The sequence below is a fragment of the Antarctobacter jejuensis genome (genome assembly GCF_052266595.1).
In the GTDB taxonomy this organism is placed as follows: Bacteria; Pseudomonadota; Alphaproteobacteria; order Rhodobacterales; family Rhodobacteraceae; genus Antarctobacter; species Antarctobacter jejuensis.
The window spans coordinates 54,273-73,732 of the sequence record NZ_JBQQXJ010000016.1 but is presented as its reverse complement, the minus strand read 5'-3'; the positions used below and the strand labels follow the sequence as shown (position 1 = coordinate 73,732).

20 protein-coding genes are annotated in these 19,460 nt (G+C 65.3%); 6 read left to right on the top strand and 14 right to left on the bottom strand.

Going from position 1 to position 19,460, the window contains the following annotated elements; translation table 11 throughout:
• Window positions 1-67 precede the first annotated feature (67 nt).
• Window positions 68-577, bottom strand: coding sequence for a hypothetical protein (locus tag ACTXGA_RS19565; protein ID WP_443396299.1), 510 nt, complete (start codon window positions 575-577; stop codon window positions 68-70).
• Window positions 578-620: 43 nt separating this feature from the next.
• Window positions 621-2,174, bottom strand: coding sequence for a phytoene desaturase family protein (locus tag ACTXGA_RS19560; RefSeq protein WP_443396298.1), 1,554 nt, complete (start codon window positions 2,172-2,174; stop codon window positions 621-623).
• Between the two features lie 287 nt (window positions 2,175-2,461).
• On the opposite strand from ACTXGA_RS19560, the gene ACTXGA_RS19555 reads away from it, so the two are divergent.
• Window positions 2,462-4,018 (top strand): hypothetical protein, encoded by a 1,557-nt coding sequence (locus ACTXGA_RS19555; protein ID WP_443396297.1) that lies wholly within the window; start codon window positions 2,462-2,464, stop codon window positions 4,016-4,018.
• Window positions 4,019-4,074: 56 nt separating this feature from the next.
• Here ACTXGA_RS19555 and ACTXGA_RS19550 read toward each other — a convergent pair whose 3' ends face one another.
• The 3 genes from ACTXGA_RS19550 to ACTXGA_RS19540 form a co-directional block, all read right to left on the bottom strand.
• Complete coding sequence (locus ACTXGA_RS19550) at window positions 4,075-5,019, bottom strand: inositol monophosphatase family protein (RefSeq protein WP_443396296.1); 945 nt, start codon at window positions 5,017-5,019, stop codon at window positions 4,075-4,077.
• Window positions 5,020-5,118: 99 nt separating this feature from the next.
• Window positions 5,119-7,635, bottom strand: coding sequence for an ABC transporter permease (locus tag ACTXGA_RS19545; protein ID WP_443396295.1), 2,517 nt, complete (start codon window positions 7,633-7,635; stop codon window positions 5,119-5,121).
• On the bottom strand, window positions 7,632-8,348 hold the full coding sequence (locus tag ACTXGA_RS19540; RefSeq protein WP_443396294.1) for an ABC transporter ATP-binding protein: 717 nt from the start codon (window positions 8,346-8,348) through the stop codon (window positions 7,632-7,634). The genes ACTXGA_RS19545 and ACTXGA_RS19540 overlap by 4 nt, the downstream gene beginning before the upstream one ends.
• Between ACTXGA_RS19540 and ACTXGA_RS19535 the strand changes: the two genes are divergently transcribed.
• Window positions 8,340-9,011 (top strand): arylesterase, encoded by a 672-nt coding sequence (locus ACTXGA_RS19535; protein ID WP_443396293.1) that lies wholly within the window; start codon window positions 8,340-8,342, stop codon window positions 9,009-9,011. The two genes, ACTXGA_RS19540 and ACTXGA_RS19535, sit on opposite strands and share 9 nt — an antisense overlap.
• On the opposite strand, the gene ACTXGA_RS19530 is transcribed toward ACTXGA_RS19535, so the two are convergent.
• From ACTXGA_RS19530 to ACTXGA_RS19505, 6 genes are all read right to left on the bottom strand, one after another.
• A complete protein-coding gene (locus tag ACTXGA_RS19530; protein ID WP_443396292.1) occupies window positions 8,974-9,198 on the bottom strand; it encodes a hypothetical protein in 225 nt (74 codons plus the stop codon). The genes ACTXGA_RS19535 and ACTXGA_RS19530 overlap by 38 nt on opposite strands.
• 91 nt (window positions 9,199-9,289) lie before the next feature.
• A complete protein-coding gene (locus ACTXGA_RS19525; RefSeq protein ID WP_443396291.1) occupies window positions 9,290-10,456 on the bottom strand; it encodes a geranylgeranyl reductase family protein in 1,167 nt (388 codons plus the stop codon).
• Window positions 10,453-11,016: a L,D-transpeptidase gene (locus tag ACTXGA_RS19520; RefSeq protein WP_443396290.1), complete on the bottom strand. Its 564-nt coding sequence runs from the start codon at window positions 11,014-11,016 to the stop codon at window positions 10,453-10,455. The genes ACTXGA_RS19525 and ACTXGA_RS19520 overlap by 4 nt, the downstream gene beginning before the upstream one ends.
• Before the next feature lie 135 nt (window positions 11,017-11,151).
• Window positions 11,152-11,829 carry a MotE family protein gene (locus ACTXGA_RS19515; RefSeq protein WP_443396289.1) on the bottom strand — a complete coding sequence of 226 codons (678 nt, stop codon included), beginning with the start codon at window positions 11,827-11,829 and terminating at the stop codon, window positions 11,152-11,154.
• Window positions 11,830-11,873: 44 nt separating this feature from the next.
• Window positions 11,874-12,221, bottom strand: a complete 348-nt coding sequence (locus ACTXGA_RS19510) for a hypothetical protein (RefSeq protein WP_443396288.1) — start codon at window positions 12,219-12,221, stop codon at window positions 11,874-11,876.
• Window positions 12,222-12,232: 11 nt separating this feature from the next.
• On the bottom strand, window positions 12,233-12,751 hold the full coding sequence (locus ACTXGA_RS19505) for a flagellar basal body-associated FliL family protein (protein ID WP_443396287.1): 519 nt from the start codon (window positions 12,749-12,751) through the stop codon (window positions 12,233-12,235).
• 163 nt (window positions 12,752-12,914) lie between these two features.
• Between ACTXGA_RS19505 and fliF the strand changes: the two genes are divergently transcribed.
• Genes fliF through fliP form a run of 4 tightly spaced genes read left to right on the top strand, consistent with a single transcriptional unit; the run spans window position 12,915 to window position 16,121 of the window.
• Entirely contained in the window at window positions 12,915-14,495 is a 1,581-nt protein-coding gene (fliF, locus tag ACTXGA_RS19500) for a flagellar basal-body MS-ring/collar protein FliF (protein WP_443396286.1), read from the top strand.
• On the top strand, window positions 14,492-15,112 hold the full coding sequence (locus ACTXGA_RS19495; protein ID WP_443396285.1) for a FliH/SctL family protein: 621 nt from the start codon (window positions 14,492-14,494) through the stop codon (window positions 15,110-15,112). The genes fliF and ACTXGA_RS19495 overlap by 4 nt, the downstream gene beginning before the upstream one ends.
• Window positions 15,105-15,392 carry a FliM/FliN family flagellar motor switch protein gene (locus ACTXGA_RS19490; protein WP_443396284.1) on the top strand — a complete coding sequence of 96 codons (288 nt, stop codon included), beginning with the start codon at window positions 15,105-15,107 and terminating at the stop codon, window positions 15,390-15,392. The genes ACTXGA_RS19495 and ACTXGA_RS19490 overlap by 8 nt, the downstream gene beginning before the upstream one ends.
• A gap of 3 nt (window positions 15,393-15,395) precedes the next feature.
• A complete protein-coding gene (gene fliP, locus ACTXGA_RS19485; RefSeq protein ID WP_443396283.1) occupies window positions 15,396-16,121 on the top strand; it encodes a flagellar type III secretion system pore protein FliP in 726 nt (241 codons plus the stop codon).
• Window positions 16,122-16,198: 77 nt separating this feature from the next.
• Here the strand turns inward: fliP and ACTXGA_RS19480 are convergent, their stop codons facing one another.
• The 3 genes from ACTXGA_RS19480 to ACTXGA_RS19470 form a co-directional block, all read right to left on the bottom strand.
• On the bottom strand, window positions 16,199-17,155 hold the full coding sequence (locus ACTXGA_RS19480; RefSeq protein WP_443396282.1) for an aldose epimerase family protein: 957 nt from the start codon (window positions 17,153-17,155) through the stop codon (window positions 16,199-16,201).
• A gap of 61 nt (window positions 17,156-17,216) precedes the next feature.
• A complete protein-coding gene (gene trhO / locus ACTXGA_RS19475) occupies window positions 17,217-18,137 on the bottom strand; it encodes an oxygen-dependent tRNA uridine(34) hydroxylase TrhO (protein WP_443396281.1) in 921 nt (306 codons plus the stop codon).
• Window positions 18,138-18,176: 39 nt separating this feature from the next.
• Window positions 18,177-19,394, bottom strand: a complete 1,218-nt coding sequence (locus ACTXGA_RS19470; RefSeq protein ID WP_443396280.1) for an Hsp70 family protein — start codon at window positions 19,392-19,394, stop codon at window positions 18,177-18,179.
• Between the last annotated feature and the right edge of the window lie 66 nt (window positions 19,395-19,460).

The following is a 19,460-nucleotide window of genomic DNA, read 5'->3' as shown; positions in this document are numbered from 1 at the left end:
CGGGGGGCGTTTCTGGTTTTGCAAATGCCCGCATAGCGGGGTTCACCCTTCCTGAAGGTGGCGCATCCTAGGCCGCAAGCCAGCGCCGGCGCAGGCGCAGGGCGATGCCGATGATCAGCATTGCCAAGCCGACAAGCGCCAGGCTCCACTTTGTCGTGGTCCATTGGTTGGCCGTGGCCGCCATCTGGGGCGTTATGCCATCGGCCCCGGCGCGCAGCATCGCGGCGATTGCCAAGTTTTCGAGGATATCCGCCGCGACGTAGGTCAACGATACCAAGCCGACAAACAGACCCGGCCAGCCGGGGAAGAGCCAGCGATAGAACAGGAAAAGGACCGCACCCAGAAGCGGCGGGAAAACCATGTCGAGCCAATATTGCGCACCGAGATAGAGCGCCGTGCCCTCGGCACCGATCGCGGCGACGAAGTTTCGCGCTTCGTCGACGGAATACCCGGTGAACCGCATATCCAGCAGGCGCAACCCGCCGGATATCTCCTCGATTCTTGGAACCGTCCAGAGAGTCATGATCAGCCAAGCCGCAAGCGTGGCGGCGAGACAGGCCCAGAATATCGGCCGCATGATGAGCTCCCCCCTAAATCCCGTTACATGGCAGTCGCCCGGCCTAACCCGGCAAGTGCCGGAACAGCTTTGGATCGATGGTCGCCGCAGCCAGCACACCGCCCCAGAGTGCCCCGGGGATACCGGGGGTCAGGACATCCTGACCGGCGAGGAAGAGACCCGGAACAGGCGTCCGGATTTGCAGCGCGTCGCTCATCAATCGTTCGGGCGTCGTGTCTATTCCGTAGAATGCGCCCTTGTGATGCCCGGTGATGGCCCGGGTCGTCAGCGGCGTCGACAGATTGCGGAACACGACAAGCTCAGCCAGTTCCGGGAAGTACGCCTTGAACTGTTCAAAGAGCGCGTCTTCGACCTTTGACTTGAACGACTGGTAGTCTTTGCCCCGCGCGCCCGGCGCCAAATCGGCCCATTTTTCCACCACCGACCAGTCGGCCCAGGCGACGATTTCCCCTGCGTATTTCTTTGAAGGGCCGGGGTCATGGGCGGGATCCTTCAGCGAGGCGAAGGAGACGAACATGCCGGGCGGCGGGGTGTCAGGCGCATCGGTCCAGACGACGTCGACCGCCCCGCCCGGGAAAATCCAATGGTTCGAGCGGGTCGCCCCGACGCGTTCGATATCGCCCTCAAATCCCACGAACAGGCTGAAATGGGCGACTGAATGCGGCAGGCTGCGGATTTCGTCGATCCAGTCCTGATGTCCGCAATCGGCGGGTAGCAGATGGTTCACCGTCTCGCGCGCCCCGATATCCGAAATCACCGCATCGGCCCGGATTTCCTCGCCCTGCGCGGTGCGCACGCCGACGACCCGGTCGTCCTCCATCAGAAGGGTTTCGACCTTGGTGTTCGCCCTCGCTTCGCCGCCCGCTTTTGTGATCGTCGGCAGGATATGCTCGGCAATGGTTGCGCCGCCGCCCTTGGGATACCAGGCGCCGCTTTCCAGATAGCCCCCCGTGATCAGCGCGTGCATCGCAAAGCTTGCCTTGCCGGGCCTGCCGCCATGGTCGAACCATTGCGCGGCGAAGGCGGCCGCCAAGTCGGGGTTGTCGGTGATCTCGTCGATCACCTCTTGCGTTGTCCGCTTGCACCAACGCTCGATGGCATTGCTGTGCCACCATTTCAGCGCGGTGCCGACTATTTCGGGCAGCGCGCGTGTCAGGGAGACTTTCCTGACCGCTTCCCGGCCCTCCTTCAACGCGGCGGTCCACGCGTCGATCGCCTCTGCCTCGTCCGGAAACCGGTCCTTGAGATCGCGCGCCTGCGCCTCGTAGGGGCGGGACAAGGACAGGGGGGGCGCGTCACCGATATGCAGGTTGTCAAAGATGGTGCCCATCGAGGCATACTCGATCGGCGACTCCGACAGCCAGTCAAGGATGTGGCGCTCGCGATCTTCCGGGGCGACATGATTGAGGTAGTGGATGCCCGCGTCCCAAGTGAATCCCTCGATGGTGAAGCTGTGACTCAGGCCGCCAAGGGTCTGGTATTGCTCAAGCAGAAGCACCTTGTGCCCGGCCTTCGACAGCGCGGCGGCGGCGGCCATGCCGCCCATGCCGGAACCGATGACAATTGCGTCCCAGTCAGTCCTGTTGGCGTCAGCCATAACGGATCTCCTTCGCATTGATTGCGGTGAAAGAAATGCTGTTAAATTGGTTTTTGGTAACACTTGGTCGCGACAGGCGCCTTGATCGCAATCAATCGAACGGTGGCGTCATCACGGCCTGTGCCGTGGTCGGGGGTGCCGGACGGAGCCGTGGGGATGCATGCCTTTGCCAAGGACACCAGACGCGGGAGGGATCGCGGCGACCCCCCGTATGCAGCCGGGGCCAAGTGTTGTACCAAGGGCAGAGGATGTTGCTGCCCCGGGGAAAAGGAGCAAGACGGCCCGTCATGAGAGACCAGTTCGCGCGGCTTCTTTTGCCAGTCTGCCTTGCCCTGTTGCCCACCTGCCTGTGGTCCGAGAACCTGACCGTCCGCATGTGGGATCTGAAGCCTTTGCCGGAGGGGGGATTCACCGCCTCGGGCCTAGAGGTGCCGCCGCCCGACATGTCCCTGCCGCTGGTGCAGGACGATGGGAAAGACCCGGCGCTGAGGCTGTTGCGCAGCCTTGGGGCGCGCGGGATCGCCAACGGGTTTCAGGGGATCCTCTACGACAACCGCGACCGGAAACATTCGCTGTTGGCCCCGGAGCTGTTCCCGCGATTGCGCCACATTGCCTATGGGTCGGAGATGCGGCTCAAGAGCAGCGATTACGGATTGGCGGGCATGATCCTCTATCCGGCGGTTGTCTTTGGCAATTCCTCCACCGCTGTGACGGCGGGGCTCTACAAGCGCAGTCTGACGCGCATGGCGATGACCTCTCCCTCGGGGGCGGCGGCCAGCGCGCGGCTGTATCTGAACAACCATATCTATGTGTACCCCGAGCACCGCGATTACGACCATATCGACCGCTATCCGGCGCATTGGCCCTATCACGTTGTCAGCCAGGGGTCGTCCGGTTCCGACCAGCCGTTTCTGAAGGCGATCGCCGCGACGCTGGCCGCCTTTCCCCCGGATACGCTGGCCGCGCTGAAAGAGCGGGGTCTGGTGGCGCCGACCCTGCAGTACATCCTGCGGCGAAACCTGACCTCGGTCCAATCGAGAGAGGATTATTTCGGCTTCGTGCCGCAGCGGCCGGTCCTGACCAAAGAGGAACTGCGGCCGGTGAGGATGGTGTCCCATGCGGCCTCTCTGCGTCCGGAATATGTCCTGCCGCTGGTGCGTCTCCGCGTGGTCGAGGAGGGTTTTCAACGCGCTGCCGGGCTGGCGCAACGCGATGAGGTGCTGTTCGATACCCCCGCAGCCGTGGCGCGGATCTGGCGCGGGTTCGAGGGGCGCCGCGAGATGGTGGTTTCGGTCGAGGACACCGAGGTGCCCATGGGCATGCCGGTTTCGTATTCATGGCATCTGTTGCAGGGCGATCCGGAGCGCGTCACGATCACGCCCCAGTCGCCCCATGGCCGGACCGCGCGGGTCACGGTGGACTGGCACGATCCCTTTGACATTCCACGGGGGCTGAACGCGAAATCGGGAACGCGCCGGACCTCTCGGGTGGATATCGCGGTTTTTGCCGACAACGGGCGAGAGTTGAGCGCGCCGTCCATCGTGTCCATCGCCTTTCCGGCGCATCAGACGCGGGTCTATTTCCGGGACCCCGACGGGGAGCTGCGGCTGGAAAGCATCGATTACAGGGCGGGTGACACGGAGGAGGTCGCCGATCCGGTGCTGTATTGGTCGGCGGACTGGACGGATCATGCCATCTACGACGATGGGGGCAGGCTGTCGGGGTGGCGTCGGGTCTATGCCGATGAGGCGCGGGGAGAGGCTGTGGTGCCGCTGTTTGCCAACGCCGAGGACTATCAGCTGATCGAGCGGGGCGGGGGCGTCGTTCTGGAGCAGGTGAAGTAGCGGTTGGCAGACCGGCGGGGGGTGTTCCCCGCCTGTCCGTGGGCCCGGTGCCGGGATCAGGCGTCGCTGTCGACGGCCAGTTCGCCGGGAAAGGCGTTTTTCTCTGGCGGCGGGGTCTGTTCCACCGGGGGTGTATCGACGAGGAAATCGAACACCTGCGCGACGCGGTCCCATGTGTCCTTGTCGCTGGCCGCCAGCAGGATGCCCGAGGTGGCGTCGCCGCGATATTCCGTTCCGTCCAGCATGGCGACATGGCCACCGGCCTGACGCGCGACGATGACACCGGCGGGATGATCCCAGGCGGTCAGCTTGCCAAAGAGGACAAAATCCACCTCACCCTGCGCCAGCGTGCGGAATTCATGGCAGGCACAGCGCAAGGACCAGATGCGGCCGAATTTCAGCATCGCCTGCGCGGCCTGCGGGCGCTTGTCCTCTGGCAGCAAGAAGAGCGGGACAAAGCCGTTCATTTGATCCAGCGGCCTGTGCTGATCATGGTCTGTGGTGACGAAACGACGGTCGCGGCGCGGCAATTGCATCTGCGCGGGGTGTTCCGCATCGGCCCAGACGATGTCATTCAGCACCGGGTCATAGAGCAGGCCAAAGACCGGGCGGCCAAAGCGCAGGACAGAGACCATGACGCCAAACACCGCAAGCCCCTTGGCGTAGTTCCATGTGCCGTCGATCGGGTCGATGGTGAAACACAGTTCCGCATCGGCGATTTTGTCCAGCAGCTTGGGATTGGAGGATGCCGCCTCTTCGCCGATGATCACGGCGGAGGGAAAGAACCGCTGCAGGCCGCGGGTGATCATCGCCTCTGCGGCGGTGTCCGCCTCTGTGACGATGTCCTGCGGGCCGGTCTTTTCGCCGATCTGATGGGTCCCCAGTTTGCGGAACCTCGGCATGATCTCGGCCTTGGCGGCGCGGCGGACGAGGTTGAACAGTTGTGTGCGCTGGGCCGAGGTCAGGGGCGCCGTCACCGGCATCGGCAGGGAATCAGTCATGAAGCATACTCGCTTTTGGCTGTTGGTTGACCAAGGGTGTAGTTTGCCCGGGGGCCGGGGTGCAAGGTGACAGCCTGTCCGCTTTTCTCACTCACGCGGTCACTCTCGGGCGCGCAGAATGCCGGCGGGGCGAGAGGCGAGGGGACGCCATGCAAAGGCAAGCCCGGCCAGAAGGGTGGCCAGGATGCCGCCCGTCACGATGGCCAGCGCGTTGGGCCAGATCACCGCGAAATCGGCCTCCATCACGTAGGTCATGACGGCCCATGCGCCCGCGATGCTCGCGCCCAGCGCGATGGCCCCCGCCGCCGCGCCCAGAAGGCCCGAGCGCAGCGCAAAGCTGTGCAGGATGCGGCGGCGGCTGGCGCCCAGGGTTTTGAGCACCGCCGCCTCATAGGTGCGCGCGCCTTCGCCCGCTGCCGCCGCGCCGATCAGCACAAGGAAACCGGTCAGCAGGGTAGCCGCCGCGCCCCAGCGGATCGCCGCTCCGATGCCATCCAGCAGTTCTGACACCCGGTCGATGGCGTCGCGGACGCGGATCGCGGTGATATTGGGGTAGGCATTGGCCAGATCGCGCAGGATCTGCGCCTCTGCCTGTTCCTCTGCATAGACGGTCGAGATGAAGGTATGCGGCGCGCCGGAGAGGGCGGCGGGGTTCATCGTCATGACAAAGCCGATCCCGGCAGTCGAGAAATCCACCGCACGGAACGAGGTGATCGTGGCGGTGATGTCGCGGCCAAGGATGTTGACGGTGACGGTATCGCCCAGCCGCAGGCCCATTTCCTCGGCCTCTTCGGCGGCAAAGCTGACCTGCGGCGGGCCGCTGTAGCCCTCTGGCCACCATTCGCCTGCCGTGACGGTGGTGCGTTCGTCCGGTTGCGCGGCATAGGTCACGCCCCGGTCGCCGCGCAGGACCCAGTGTTCGCCCACCACCTCTGTCGCGGGCAAGTCGTTGATCCGGGTGATGATGCCGCGCAGCATGGGCGCGCTGTCGATGCGGCTGACGGCGGGGTCGTTTTCCAGCCGCTCAAGGTAGCCGGGCATCTGGTCCTTCTGGATGTCGACAAAGAAATAGGAGGGCGCGACCTCTGGCAGATCGCGCTGGATCGCGGTCTGCAGGTTGCCGTCGATCTGGCCGATGGCGGACAGGACGGTGAGGCCAAGGCCCAGTGACAGCACCACGGATCCGGCACTTTCACGCGGGCCGCCGATCGCCCCCAGCGCCCAGCGCAGGGCCGGGCGGCCCCGGGCGGCGCGGGTGCCGTGCCGCGCGATCCAGCGCAGCATCCAAGCGGCCGCCAGCAGGGTCAGCAGCGCCCCGGCGATGCCGCCCGCGATCGACAGCGTCAGCATGGCCTGCCCGGAAAACAGCATGGCCGCGCCGGTCAACAGGCCGGTCAGGACCAGGGTTGCGATTATGTAGCGCCAGCCGGGCAGCAGGCGGGCGCTGTCCAAGGCATCACGGAACAGGGTCGCGGCGCGCACCTCCTCTGCCCGGGCCAGCGGCCAGAGGGTGAAAAGCAGCGCGGTCAGCGTGCCGTATAGCGCGGCCTCGGCCAGTGGTCCGGGGTGCAGCGTGAACAAGGCAGGCACGGGCAGGGCATCGGCGATCAGCGGGGCAAAGAGCATCGGCACAAAGGCGCCAAGGATCAGGCCAAGGGTGATCCCGATCAGGCTGAGCACGCCGATCTGGATGAAATAGGTCTGGAAAATCGTGGCGCGGGTGGCGCCCAGCGTGCGCAGTGTGGCGATAACGCTGGTCTTGCGCGCGAGATAGGCGCGCACCGCGGCGGACACACCGATGCCGCCCACCGCCAGACCGGACAGGCCGACAAGGACAAGAAAGCTGCCCAGCCGTTCCACGAAACGCGCGATGCCGGGGGCGCCGTTGCGGCTGTCGCGCCAGCTGAGGCCGTGATCCTGATACCGGGTCAGGGCCTCCTCGCGCAGTGTGTCGAGATCGGAGTTTTCAGGCAGGAGCAGGCGGTATTCGGTTTCGAACAGCGAGCCCTGCCCCAGCAGGCCCGAGTCCCGCAGATCCTCGGTGCGGACAATGGTGCGGGGGCCAAGGCCGAAACCGTCGCCGGCGTCATCCGGTTCGGTCAGGATCGTGGCGCGCAGGGTGAAATCCTGCGTGCCAAGGCGAAAGCTGTCGCCCGGTTGCAAGCCCAGACGATCCGCAAGCACCGGGGCCATGACCGCGCCGGTGTCCTGCAGCGCCTCTGACAGCGGCAACGGCGGGTTCAGCACCATCTCGCCCAGCAGCGGATAGGCTGCATCGACGGATTTCACCTGCGTCAGTCCGCGCTCTGACTCTCCATCCCGGGTGACGGTGGCCATGGAGCGGAAATCCGTCACCTCGGAAACCTGAGTCGAGACGCTGTCCATCCATGCGCGCTCTTCCCCGGTGGCAAAGCGGTAGGTGAATTCCGCCTGCGCATCGCCGCCCAGCAGCACCGCGCCCTGATCCTGCAACCCCGCCTGAATGGCCGAGCGGACAGAGCCGACGCCCGCGATGGCGGCCACGCCAAGCGCCAGACAGGCCAGAAAGATGCGAAAGCCGCGCAGGCCGCCGCGCAATTCGCGGCGCGCGAAACGCGCCGAAGTCGACAGGCTCATTCCGCGGCCCTCAGCTCGGTCGCGGCAATATCTCCATCGTTCAGGCGGATCACCCGGTCGCAGCGCGCGGCAAGGTCCGGCGCGTGGGTGACAAGCACCAGCGTCGCGCCATGTTCGCGCGACAGGCCGAACAGCAGATCGACGATGGCGGCACCGTTGACGCCATCGAGGTTGCCGGTGGGTTCGTCCGCCAGCAGGATATCCGGTTCCTGCACCAGCGCGCGGGCCAGCGCCACGCGTTGCTGTTCACCGCCCGACAGTTGAGCCGGATAGTGGTCCCCCCGGTGATCGAGGCCGACCTTGGCCAGCATGGCGCGCGCGCGGTCGAACGCCTTGCGCTCTCCGGCGAGTTCCAGCGGGGTGGCGACGTTTTCCAGCGCCGTCATGGTGGGGATCAGGTGAAAGGACTGAAAGACGACGCCCATGTGATCGCGCCGAAACCGCGCCAGCGCATCCTCATCCATCGCCGTCAGGTCATGGCCCAGCGCGTTGACGCGGCCAGCGGTGGCGCGTTCCAGCCCACCCATGATCATCAGGAGCGAGGATTTGCCGGACCCCGAGGGCCCGACAAGGCCAAGGGTCTCCCCCTTGGTGACGTCGAGGGTGATTCCATGCAGGATTTCCACCGGACCGGCATTGCCCCTGAGGCTGAGGGTGACATTTTGGAGAGACAGGACGGCATCAGGCAAAAGGATTCTCCGGCAATGGGACATTGGGTCAGATATGGGCTTTGGTCGCTGCGCAGCAAGGCGCTGGCGGTGCTGCTTTTGCTGTGTGCCACTGTTGCACAGGCGGATCGGGTGCATCTGCTGGCGCTGGGCGACAGTCTGACACAGGGGTACGGGCTGCTGGAACAGGACGGTTTCGTGCCGCAGCTGCGGTCATGGCTGGCGGAGCGCGGGTATGATGTGCGGATCGTGAATGCGGGGGTGTCGGGGGATACCACGGCGGGCGGTCTGGCGCGGGTCGACTGGTCGCTGACGCCGGAAATCCAGGGCATGATCGTCACGCTGGGCGGCAATGACCTGTTGCGCGGGGTCGATCCGGCGGTGTCGCGCGCGAATGTGGAAGGGATCCTGAAGGCGGCTCAGGCGCGCGGGCTAGAGGTTCTGCTGATCGGGATGCAGGCGCCCGGCAACTACGGGCCAGAGTACAAGGCGGATTTCGACGCGCTCTATCCCGAATTGGCGGATACCTATGGCACGCTCTATCTGGACAGCTTTTTTGCCGGGCTGATGCAGGATGGGGAAATGCCGGAGTCCCTGGGCGCCTTCATGCAGTCGGATGGCATTCATCCAAACGCCGAAGGGGTTGCCCGGATCGTCGAGGCGGTGGGCCCTAAGGTCGAGGCGTTGGTGGCGCGGATCGGGGGGTAAAGGACGTGCGATTGTCCCGCGATTGCAGCGTCAGCATACCGGCAAAGACAAAGGCCGTGCCGACCACAACGCTCAACGATAGGTAGAGGCCAAGCGCGGCGAGTGCGGAAAACCCGAAGAACAGCCAGCAGATCAGGGCGCTGACAAGGCCGAACAGGCTGGACACCAGATACGAAAATACGGCCATTGCGCCCTCCATCTACGGGGAAGGTAGCGCCTTATTTCCTAACAAAGGCTTAAGGTCTGAGCGGGGGGAGATTGGCAAATGTTTAACATTGTCACGATCCGCTCATCGCGCGCCAGGCGAAGCCGGGCAGGCGGGCAGTCATCTTGCGCATCAACGGGCCGTAATCGGTCTCACCGGCAATCAACCTAAGGTAGTCTCCGCGCAGGCTGCGCGAGGACTGAAAACTGCGGATGAAGGCGGGCCGCAGGGTTTCGCGGAACATCAGGTTGCGCAGCAATCCGGCGTGGCGAAGGCCCCGGTGGATCGGCGTCAGCGCGCGGGTATAGTCGGCCAGGGCGGTGTGCGGCCTGCCGGAGCGCAGCGCCCTTATGGCTGCCTGGGCGGCGCGCGCGCCACTGTCGAGCGCATGGGCGATGCCCTCACCGGTGATCGGGTCGACCAGCCCGGCGGCATCCCCGGCCAGCAGGATATTGCCCTTGCCGGGTGTGCGGCGAAAATCACCGAAGGGCAGGAACTGTCCCTTCACCTTCAGCGGTTCGGCCACGTCCAGCACCATCAGGTAGCGGCGCAGCGCGGCCTTCATGTCGGTGTTGCGGGACTGGACCCCGCCAAGGCCGATGGTGGTGCCCTGCGGTTTCGGGAATTGCCAGCCATAGCCCCAGTCCGCCGCGCCGAAATCGATCCGCAGCGGGCGGTCCGGCGCGGGTCCGGGCAATTCGACCTCCAGCGCAAAGCCGATGGTCTGCCGGTCAAAGGCCTGTCCAAAGAGCGCGCGGGCGGTCGGGCTGTTCACGCCGTCGGCGGCGATCAAGAGGGGCGCTTCGAGCCGCACGTCGGCAAGGTCGAGCGCCGGGTGTCCGGGGTCCAGAGCGCCGGTCTGGCCGGTGAAATCCAGCGCCCCCGCCGAAATCGCCGCGCGGACCAGCGCATCGTCCAGCTGATAGCGCATGCCCAGGTGCAGCGGCGGCGCGTCCTGCGTCGTGCCAAGGTCGCGGCCAAAGGCATAAAAGGAAAAGCTGTCGCGCCGTTCCAGCGGGACATCCGGCAGATCGCCGCCAAAGATACGGCGATAGTGCCCAAGGGCGCGGCCCGTAATGCCGCCGCCACAGAGTTTGTTGCGCGGAAAACGTTCCTTGTCGACCAGGGCGACGCGCAGACCAGCCTGTGCCGCCGTCATGGCCGCCGCGGCGCCGGCAGGACCGGCGCCAAGGACGATGAGGTCAAGGCGCTCTGTCTTGCGCGCCGTGCCTGCCGTCACAGAACGGTGACTTTGGTGCCGATCGGCACGCGATCATAGAGGTCGATCACGTGGTCATTGATCATCCGGATGCAGCCGTTAGAGACCGACCGCCCGATGGACCGCGGCGCGGTGGTGCCATGAATGCGGAAGAACGTGTCCCGCCCGTTCTGGAACAGGTAGAGCGCGCGGGCGCCCAGCGGGTTGGACGGGCCACCCGGCTGAACATAGTCATTGTCGACGAACTTGGAGTAGGTGTTCGGCTCCCGCTCGATCATCTCGTTGGTCGGGCGCCATGTGGGCCACTCTTTCTTGACGTCGATGCTGGCGCTGCCGGTGAATTCCAGACCGGCGCGGCCCACGCCAACGCCGTATCGGCGCGCCTGACCGGGGCCATCGACGAAATAGAGGAAATGTGCGCGAGGCAGGATGAGGATCTGACCCGGGGCCAGATCCTTTTTCATCCGGACGCTCTGCGGCCGGTAGATGGGGTCAATCGTGAAAGCGAGCGCGGGCGCAGGCAAAGCGGAAGCAGTTGCGGCGGCGGCAGCGCTGGCAACGAATGTACGGCGGTTGATCATGGCAGACCCCTCAGACTCGATAGTGCGGCTTTTCATGTCGGCCATGACCGGCCAAAAATCAATGGCGGCATACCTGACCTCTGCGTCAACTTGGCGTGTTTGGCGCACTGGCGCAGGGCAATTGTGGCCCCAAGGTCACTCCTTTGGCACATTGGCGTTGCGCCCGGCGAGAATCACCGAGGTCAGATAGGCGGCCTGCGGGGTCATCCCGGCCATGATGGCCGCCGCCGCGTCCGGACGCATACGGCCAAGGAAACCGGCGGCAAATTCGGGGTCCATTTCCTCGAACAGCGCGGCGGCCTGCTTTGGCTTCATGTTGGCGTAGACATCGGTCAGCTTTGCGATGTCGTCCTCGGCGGCGGTCCGGGCCAGCGCCAGCGTCGACCTCAGGCTGTCCTCGGCCTCTTCCAGTGCCTTCAGCTTGCGCGAAATCTCTTCCTCGGCCACGGCAAGCGCCTGCATCCGGACATCAATGGCGGTTTCGCGTTCCCTGATTCGCGCCTCACGGGCGTTCAGTGCGGCGACCAGCGGCGCAAGGTCCGCCTCAGCCACAAGGATGGGCTCTGGCCCCGCGCCGGATGCCGGGTCCGGTGTTGCCTTGGCGGCAATCTGCTTGGCGGCGGGGTCCGGTGCGACCTCGTCCAGCGGCCCCTCTCTGGCGATGGCCTCGCTGGCGCCCACCGCAAGGCGCAGCAGACCCGAGGTCACGAGCAGCGCGCAGATCGCCGCAAGAGCCCCGCGCGACTTGCGCCGGGGTTTGCGTCGGGCCGGTTTCGCGGCCTTGGCTGACGGCTGGACGGTTGGCTTACCCATTGTCATTCCTCACTTTCAGTCAGGAGTCGTGCCGAGGCATACGGTCAGTTGCGCGGATGCCGCACGAACACGGTCTCGCGATTCTCGGGCTGTGGCGGGGCGCTGTTCTGCGGCAGGTCGTGCATAGAGGCGACCAGCAGTTCCAGCCTGCGGGCCACGTCCTCTGCCCGGTCGGTCAGCTCTGACAGCGACTTGTTCGATTCGCCGGCGCTTTTCTGGGCGCCGTTCAGGGTGCGCGTCAGGTCATCGACCTGCGCCGACAGCACGGCCACCGCCCCGCCCACACCGTTTTCCAGGTCCGTGAACCGCGACAGGCGGCGTGCCAGAATGAAACAATAAAACCCGGCGCCCAGCGCCCCGGCCACCAACAGGATATCTGCAATCACTTCCATACCCGTCTCCCTCAGTTCAGTACGAATTCAAGCACGAGAAGGTCGCGCACGCGGCCCTCTCCGGCCACGAGCCTGACCCGGCGCAGCATTTGACCGCGCAGTTTCACCAGCGCGCCCTGTGCTTCCAGATCGCGCGCTTCGAGCGCGCGGAGGTAGCTGTTCAACACGTCCTGCACGCGCGGCAGGATGCCCTCGACCTCGGCCCGGTATTCCGAGGGCACCTCGAGACTGGCGCGGAATTGCAGGTGTTTGGACTGTGCGTTGGGGCCAAGTGAGATCACCACCGGCGGCACCTCGACAAAGGCGACATCCGGCAGGGCCTTGGTCTCCACATGAGGGTCGCCCGAATCCGCCACGGCGTGTTCGCCATAGTCGGCCTCCTTGCTGCCCCCAATGCCCAATAGACCGGACTGGACGGCGTAGAACCCGCCGCCGCCGCCAGCCAGCGCCAGTACGACCCCGATGATCAGGGGCAGCTTTGACGGTTTCTTAACTTCGACCTCTTCGTCATCGACGGTGGCGTCAGACATTCGTAACCTCTTCGTTGACGTGGCCTCGTTATAAGAAAAATGGGCTAACTGATTGTTAAGGCGAATGGGTCAACCTCAGGACAACCGAACAGAATGTTTGGAGCGGAGGTCGGTCTTGAGCCAAGTTCTTTCCAGTTGGAACGCCCTGGGTGGGCGACAACGCATGATTGTCATCGGGGCCACGTTGGTGGTCATGATGGCTGTACTCGGCCTGACGCGACTGGCGTCGGCCCCCAATCTGGCCCTGCTGTACGCGGGTCTTGAAAACGGCGCCGCGGGCGATGTGGTCAAGGCGCTGGAGGCGCGCGGCGTGCCTTATGAGGTGCGCGGCGGGGCGATTTTTGTCCCCGAGGCGGACCGCGACGCGCTGCGACTCACCCTCGCCAGCGAGGGGCTGCCCGCCAACGGTGGGCAGGGATACGAACTGCTGGACGGGCTGTCTGGATTCGGCACCACAAGCCAGATGTTCGACGCCGCCTACTGGCGCGCGAAAGAGGGCGAGCTGGCGCGCACGATCATCTCGAATCCCCTGATCACCAGCGCGCGGGTGCATATCGCCAATTCCAGCGCAAATCCCTTTCAGCGGGATGTGACGCCCTCGGCCTCTATTTCCGTCACCACGACGGGTGCCGTGATCAACGCCAGCCAGGCGCGGGCGCTGAAATTCCTTGTGGCCTCGGCGGTTCCTGGTCTGGTCGCGGAAAATGTCGCGGTGATTGACGGCAAGGGCGGGCTGATCGGTGCTGAAGAGGATCCGGGCAGCGGGCTGACCGCGGATGACAAGGCGCTGATGCTGCGCGACCGGGTGCAACGGCTGATGGAAGCGCGCGTGGGGTCTGGCAACGCGGTGGTCGAGGTCAGCGTCGACACCATCACCGAAAGCGAGTTGATTCGCGAACGCAGCTTCGATCCCGAAGGCCGGGTGATCATCTCGACCGATACCGAGGAGCGCACCGACAAGTCGGAGAACCTTGGCGGTGGCGGCGATGTCACCGTGGCGTCGAACCTGCCGGACGGCGCGGCCGGAGGCGGACCCGACCAATCGTCGACCTCCAAGGCCGAATCGCGTGAGCGTGTGAACTTTGAAGTCTCTGAAACCACGCGGGAAATCACCCGTCAGCCCGGTGCGATCAAGCGGCTGACCGTCGCGGTTCTGGTCAACGGAACCTTCGAGACCGCCGCCGATGGGACGCAACAATTCGTGCCCCTGGCCGACACGGAACTGGAGGCGCTGCGCGATCTGGTTGCCTCGGCCGTCGGCTTTGATGAGGCGCGCGGGGATCAGATCACCCTGCGGTCGATGCCCTTTGAACGGCCCGAGGGGCTGGGCACTGGGCCGATCGAACCGGGGCTGTTCACCGGGTCCATCGACACGATGCGGCTGATCCAGATGGGGGTTCTGGCGGTTGTCGCCCTGATCCTTGGCCTGTTTGTTCTGCGCCCGATTCTGTCGCGGGGCGAGGCGGGCGCGGTCAGCGCCGGGGCCCTGCCCGCGCCTGCGGCGGCGTCGGGTGGCGCGGCGGCGGTCGCGCTGGACGGCGAGATCGAACCGGCGGGCGGCTTTGACAACCTGCCCGTTCTCGCCGACGGCCCCGATTTCGGCGGCATGGGCATGGTCGATTTCGACAGTCCGGTCGAGGAAGATCCGGTGGACCGCCTGCGCAACCTGATCGCGGAGCGCAAGACGGAGACCGTGGAAATCCTGCGCAGCTGGCTTGAGGAAGACAAGGAGGACGTCACATGACGATGCTTGCCGATCTTCTCGAGGATTTCGGCTCGGTCTCTCTGGTGGGGACTGCCGGACCATCGCAACCCGCCGAACCCGCGTTCAGCGAGGCGGAACTGGAAGGCAAGAAACTGGAAGCCTTCGAAAAGGGGTATCGCGCCGGTTGGGACGATGCGGTCAAGGCGCAGTCCGATGACCGGACCCGGATTTCCAGCGCCTTCGGCCAGCATCTGCAGGACCTGAGTTTCACGTATCATGAGGCTTATACGCAGGTGATGAACGCGGTGACGCCTCTGCTGGACGAAATGGTGGCCTCTCTGCTGCCGGAAATGGCGCGGGCGACGCTGGGGCATCACATTGTCGAACAGTTGCAGACCCTGAGCCGCGAAATCGGTCACATGGAGGTCGTCGTTGCCGTCGCCCCGGGCAAGATCGAGGCGGTCACGCCCTTGCTGGAAGCGGATTTCGGATTTCCGATCCAGCTGGTTGCGGATGACACCCTGTCCGAGGAACAGGCCGACCTCCGCTTTGGCCAGACAGAACGCCAGATCGACCTGGGCGACCTGATCGCCGCCGTCAGCGAGGCCGTGCAGGGCTTTGCCCACGACAATCGAAGGAAGATGAACAATGGATAGTGCGCAAACCGCGGGCCGCAGCGAGGCGGGAACCCCTTTCACCTCGGTCCCGATCGAGATTACGGTTTCCGTCGGGCGCGCGCGTCCGCTGGTCCGGGAACTGTTGCAGCTGAACGAGGGGTCGGTACTGACGCTGGACAAGCAGCTGGACGATCCGGTGGAGCTGTATGTCGGCGACAAGCTGATCGGGATCGGCGTGCTGGAGGTGGTCGAAGGCGAGGGGCCCGGTCAGCTTGCCGTGCGCATCACCGAGGTGGTCGACCTGCAGTCTCCGGCCTGACGCATGCGGCAGTTCCTGACCGTCCTTGGTCTGTGCCTGCTGTTGCCGGGTGCGGCAGCGGCGCAGTCCATCGCGCTCGACCTGGGCGAGGGCGGATCGATTTCCGCCACCTCGATCCAGTTGATCCTGATGATCACGCTGCTGAGCCTTGCGCCCGGCATCGCGATCATGGTGACCTGTTTCCCCTTCATGGTGACGGTTCTGGGGATCCTGCGGCAGGCCGTGGGCCTGCAGCAGTCGCCCCCCAACATGCTGATTGTCAGCCTTGCGCTGTTCCTGACCTATTTCGTGATGGAACCCGTCTTTTCCGAGGCCTGGGCCACGGGCGTGCAGCCGCTGCTAGATGAGCAGATCGAGGTCGAAGAAGCCGCGCGGCTGACGATCGAACCCTTTCGGGGGTTCATGGCGGGGCGGGTCGATCCAGACACTTTCCGGGCAATGGCGGATCTGCGCCCGGACGCGGCAGATACGGTGCTGTCGCCGGAGGCGCCGCTGTCGATACTGGTGCCCAGCTTCATGCTGTCGGAAATCGCGCGGGCCTTTCAGGTCGGCTTTCTGATCTTTCTGCCGTTCCTGATCATCGACCTTGTGGTGGCTGCGGTACTGATGTCGATGGGCATGATGATGGTCCCCCCGGCCATCGTGTCGCTGCCCTTCAAGCTGGCATTCTTCGTGCTGGCCGATGGCTGGGCGCTGCTCGCCGGGAGCCTTGTGCGCGGCTATTTTTAGCGGGCAACATGGTTAATTGCCTGCCGGTGGCTGGCCCTTGGCCGCTGGTCAGCTGTCCGGTCGCGCCCCGTCCGATGTCAGCTTGGCGCTATCTCGATGGTTGTGACCTGCCGGTAAGGCGTGTCGGGGGAGACCAGTATCGACGGAAATTCGGGCGTGTTCAGCGCGTTCGGAAAAACCTGCGCCTCCAGGCAGATGCCGCCGAACGGCCCGTGATGCGGACCGGGCCAGGGCGCGGCGTATTCCGTCAGCGAATTGGAGGTGTAGACCTGCAACCCCGGTTGATCGGTCCAGAGCCGCAGGCGCATCCCGTCCGGCGCCGTCACCTCTGCAACGGGGCCGTCGCCATCGTCCAGCGCATAGTTCAGGTCATAGCCCGCCGACTCCGGATCTGCCTGGGCGATTGCGCGCGCGACACGGAAATCGAATCGCGTCCCCGCGACGGGCATCAGCGCCCCGGTGGGGATCAGGTCCGGTCCGGTGGGCGTCACATGCGCCGCCCGCAATTGCAAAGCATGGTCGCGCACCGTCCCCGCCCCGGCGAGGTTGAAGTAAAGGTGCTGCGCAAGGTTCACGGGTGTTTCGCGGTCAGGTCGGGCGGTCAAGTCCCATGTCAGCGCGGCCCCGTCCAAGGAGATCCGAACCTGAAAATCCACCGCGCCGGGATAGCCCTGATCCAGATGCGGAGAGTGCAGGCGTAGCACCACAGCGCGGTCGCCGACGGGCGTAATCTGCCAGTTGCGCTTGCCCAGTCCTGCCGGGCCGCCGTGCAGGTGGTGCTGCGCGCCGGGAGCCAGCGGCAGGTGCCATTCCTGCCCGTCCAGCGTGAAGCGCCCATAGCCGATGCGGTTGACGACGCGGCCAACAACGATGCCCATGGATTTCGGGTTCAGTCGATAAGCCTCTGGATCGTCATAGCCCAGCACCACTCGCCGACCGGCAACCTGCCAATCCTGCACCGCGCAGCCCATGGACAGTACGGTGATCCGGGTGTCGCCGTCGCGCAGAACGTGAGAGGAAATCGGGTCGGTCATGGCGCGGCCTCCAATTGCTGCGCCCAAGACCTAGCAAACCGGGCGCGACCCGCCCAGATCGTTAATCGTCGTCCGCGACATCCGCGTGCAGGTGCCGTTCCCCCCGTGCGCGGGCAAGGGCCATCTGTTTCTGCCGCTCGCGAAAGCGCGCCTTGTCCGCATCCGAGGTCTCACCGATGCAGAGGTGGCAGGACACGCCGTGTTCGTATTCGGGGCGGTCACGGTCGGCGGGCAGGATCGGGCGGCGGCAGGCGTGGCACAATTCATGCGGGCCCTCGCGCAGCCCGTGTTCCACAGACACCCGCCCGTCGAAGACAAAGCAGGATCCCTGCCATGTGCTGTCCTCTTCGGGCACCTCTTCGAGGTATTTCAGGATGCCGCCCTTGAGGTGATAGACGTCCTCGACACCTTGGCTGATCAGGTAGTTGGTGGATTTTTCGCAGCGGATGCCGCCGGTGCAGAACATGGCGATGCGCTTGTTGTGAAAGCGGTCCTTGTTCGCCTCCCACCATGCGGGGAAATCGCGGAACGTATCGGTCTGCGGGTCGACCGCGCCGTCAAAGGTGCCGATGGCGACCTCATAATCGTTGCGCGTGTCGATCACCGCAACGTCGGGCGCGCTGATCAGGTCATTCCACTCGGCGGGCTCGACGTAGTGGCCAACGCGGGCGCGCGGGTCTACGTCCGGCTGGCCCATAGTGACGATCTCTTTCTTCAGTCGCACTTTCATGCGGGCAAAAGGGCGTTCCGTGGCGGTGGACAGTTTCCATTCCAGATCGGCGCAGCCGGGCAGGGCGCGGATATGGGCCAGAACCGTCTCGATCCCGGCGGCGGGTCCGGCCACGGTGCCGTTGATCCCCTCCTGCGCCAGCAGCAGCGTGCCGGTGACCTTTTCAGCGCGGCAGAGATCCTGCAGCGGCCCCTGCAGGGCGGCGGGGTCGTCGAAGCGGGTGAAGTGGTAAAGGGCGCAGACGGTGAACATGGGCTTTCGATACGGATGCGGTTTGCGGGCGTCCAGCGGCTATTCTGCCGCAATGGCAAGGCCGTGCACAACGGCGGTGAAGACCTCGCTGTCCACGGGTTGCGCATCGGGCAGAGCGCGGGTCATCGCCTGACGGACGGCCGCCAGCAGGCTGGACCCGCCGACATAGACCACCTGATCGACGCTGTCGGGCGTGCAACCGGCGTCCCGGATCGTGTCCAAAGCACAGGCGGCGATCTCTTCGCCATGCGTCTGCAGGGCGGCCATCAGCGCGGTGCGCGGCAGGGTCACGTCCAGCCCGCGTTCGATCACGCCCAATGAGATGGTTCCGGCCTCCGCCCCGTTGGCGGCGATCTTTCCGGCCTCGACCGCGTAGGCGATGTCATGGCCGAGATGCGATTCCAGCACATCGGCCAGCCGTTCGAACAGCTCTGGCTGCGGCGACAGGCGGATCCAGCGCTGCACCTCGCGCAGCATCGCGCCGTCATAGACGAAGGGGATCTTTTCCCAGCTGGCAAGGTCGTGAAACAGCGCGCGCGGCGCGGCGTGGGTCTTGGCCCCCATTTCGGCACCGATCTGCGCGCCGTAGCCCAAAAGGGGCATGGCGTGCGCAAGGCTGAGCACCTTGTCGAAATCGGTGCCGCCCAGACGGATGCCGCCACTGGCCAGAACCTGCGTCCGCCCGTCCTTGCGGTCACAGAGGGTAAAGTCCGAAGTGCCGCCGCCGATGTCGACGATCAGCATCCGCCCCTGTCCGTCCACGGCCAGCGCGGCGGCCTCTGGCTCTGGCAGGAAATCGACGGAGCGGAACCCGGCAAGGCGGTAGGCCTCTGTCAGATCCTCCAATGCCTGTGCATTGCGCTCGGCAGAGGCCGAGTGAAACCGCACCGGGCGGCCCGACAGCGCAGTGTCAAAGGTCAGGCCGGTGTGCGCCTCTGCCCGGGTGCGGATTTCAGTCAGGAAGCGGGCGATGACCTCGATCAGGCTGACCCGCTCATTCAGCAGGCGGCGCGGTTCGCGCGCAAGCGGGGTGCCAAGGATGCTCTTGAGCGCGCGCATGAACCGGCCCTCGGCCCCGTCCATCATCGCGCGGGCGGCGGCGCTGCCATAGACGTAACGGCGGTCGGCGAAATCGACGAAAACCGCCGTGGGTAGCGTCTGCATCCCCGGTTCCAGCGGGATCGCATAGGGCCGCCCGCCGGCCATTACCGCCGCACCCGTGTTGGACGTGCCGAAATCCACGCCTAGCCGTGCCATATCGCGAAACTCCTGTCTGGAAGGGCGGCGACCTAACAGGGCCTGCGCGGCATTTCAATTCCGAAA

Bases quoted from the DNA above. Each gene is read 5' to 3' on its own strand.
- ACTXGA_RS19565 (WP_443396299.1), bottom strand. From the start codon at position 577: ATGCGGCCGATATTCTGGGCCTGTCTCGCCGCCACGCTTGCGGCTTGG.
- ACTXGA_RS19560 (WP_443396298.1), bottom strand. From the start codon at position 2,174: ATGGCTGACGCCAACAGGACTGACTGGGACGCAATTGTCATCGGTTCC.
- ACTXGA_RS19555 (WP_443396297.1), top strand. From the start codon at position 2,462: ATGAGAGACCAGTTCGCGCGGCTTCTTTTGCCAGTCTGCCTTGCCCTG.
- ACTXGA_RS19550 (WP_443396296.1), bottom strand. From the start codon at position 5,019: ATGACTGATTCCCTGCCGATGCCGGTGACGGCGCCCCTGACCTCGGCC.
- ACTXGA_RS19545 (WP_443396295.1), bottom strand. From the start codon at position 7,635: ATGAGCCTGTCGACTTCGGCGCGTTTCGCGCGCCGCGAATTGCGCGGC.
- ACTXGA_RS19535 (WP_443396293.1), top strand. From the start codon at position 8,340: ATGGGACATTGGGTCAGATATGGGCTTTGGTCGCTGCGCAGCAAGGCG.
- ACTXGA_RS19540 (WP_443396294.1), bottom strand. From the start codon at position 8,348: ATGTCCCATTGCCGGAGAATCCTTTTGCCTGATGCCGTCCTGTCTCTC.
- ACTXGA_RS19530 (WP_443396292.1), bottom strand. From the start codon at position 9,198: ATGGCCGTATTTTCGTATCTGGTGTCCAGCCTGTTCGGCCTTGTCAGC.
- ACTXGA_RS19520 (WP_443396290.1), bottom strand. From the start codon at position 11,016: ATGATCAACCGCCGTACATTCGTTGCCAGCGCTGCCGCCGCCGCAACT.
- ACTXGA_RS19515 (WP_443396289.1), bottom strand. From the start codon at position 11,829: ATGGGTAAGCCAACCGTCCAGCCGTCAGCCAAGGCCGCGAAACCGGCC.
- ACTXGA_RS19510 (WP_443396288.1), bottom strand. From the start codon at position 12,221: ATGGAAGTGATTGCAGATATCCTGTTGGTGGCCGGGGCGCTGGGCGCC.
- ACTXGA_RS19505 (WP_443396287.1), bottom strand. From the start codon at position 12,751: ATGTCTGACGCCACCGTCGATGACGAAGAGGTCGAAGTTAAGAAACCG.
- fliF (WP_443396286.1), top strand. From the start codon at position 12,915: ATGATTGTCATCGGGGCCACGTTGGTGGTCATGATGGCTGTACTCGGC.
- ACTXGA_RS19495 (WP_443396285.1), top strand. From the start codon at position 14,492: ATGACGATGCTTGCCGATCTTCTCGAGGATTTCGGCTCGGTCTCTCTG.
- ACTXGA_RS19490 (WP_443396284.1), top strand. From the start codon at position 15,105: ATGGATAGTGCGCAAACCGCGGGCCGCAGCGAGGCGGGAACCCCTTTC.
- fliP (WP_443396283.1), top strand. From the start codon at position 15,396: ATGCGGCAGTTCCTGACCGTCCTTGGTCTGTGCCTGCTGTTGCCGGGT.
- ACTXGA_RS19480 (WP_443396282.1), bottom strand. From the start codon at position 17,155: ATGACCGACCCGATTTCCTCTCACGTTCTGCGCGACGGCGACACCCGG.
- trhO (WP_443396281.1), bottom strand. From the start codon at position 18,137: ATGTTCACCGTCTGCGCCCTTTACCACTTCACCCGCTTCGACGACCCC.
- ACTXGA_RS19470 (WP_443396280.1), bottom strand. From the start codon at position 19,394: ATGGCACGGCTAGGCGTGGATTTCGGCACGTCCAACACGGGTGCGGCG.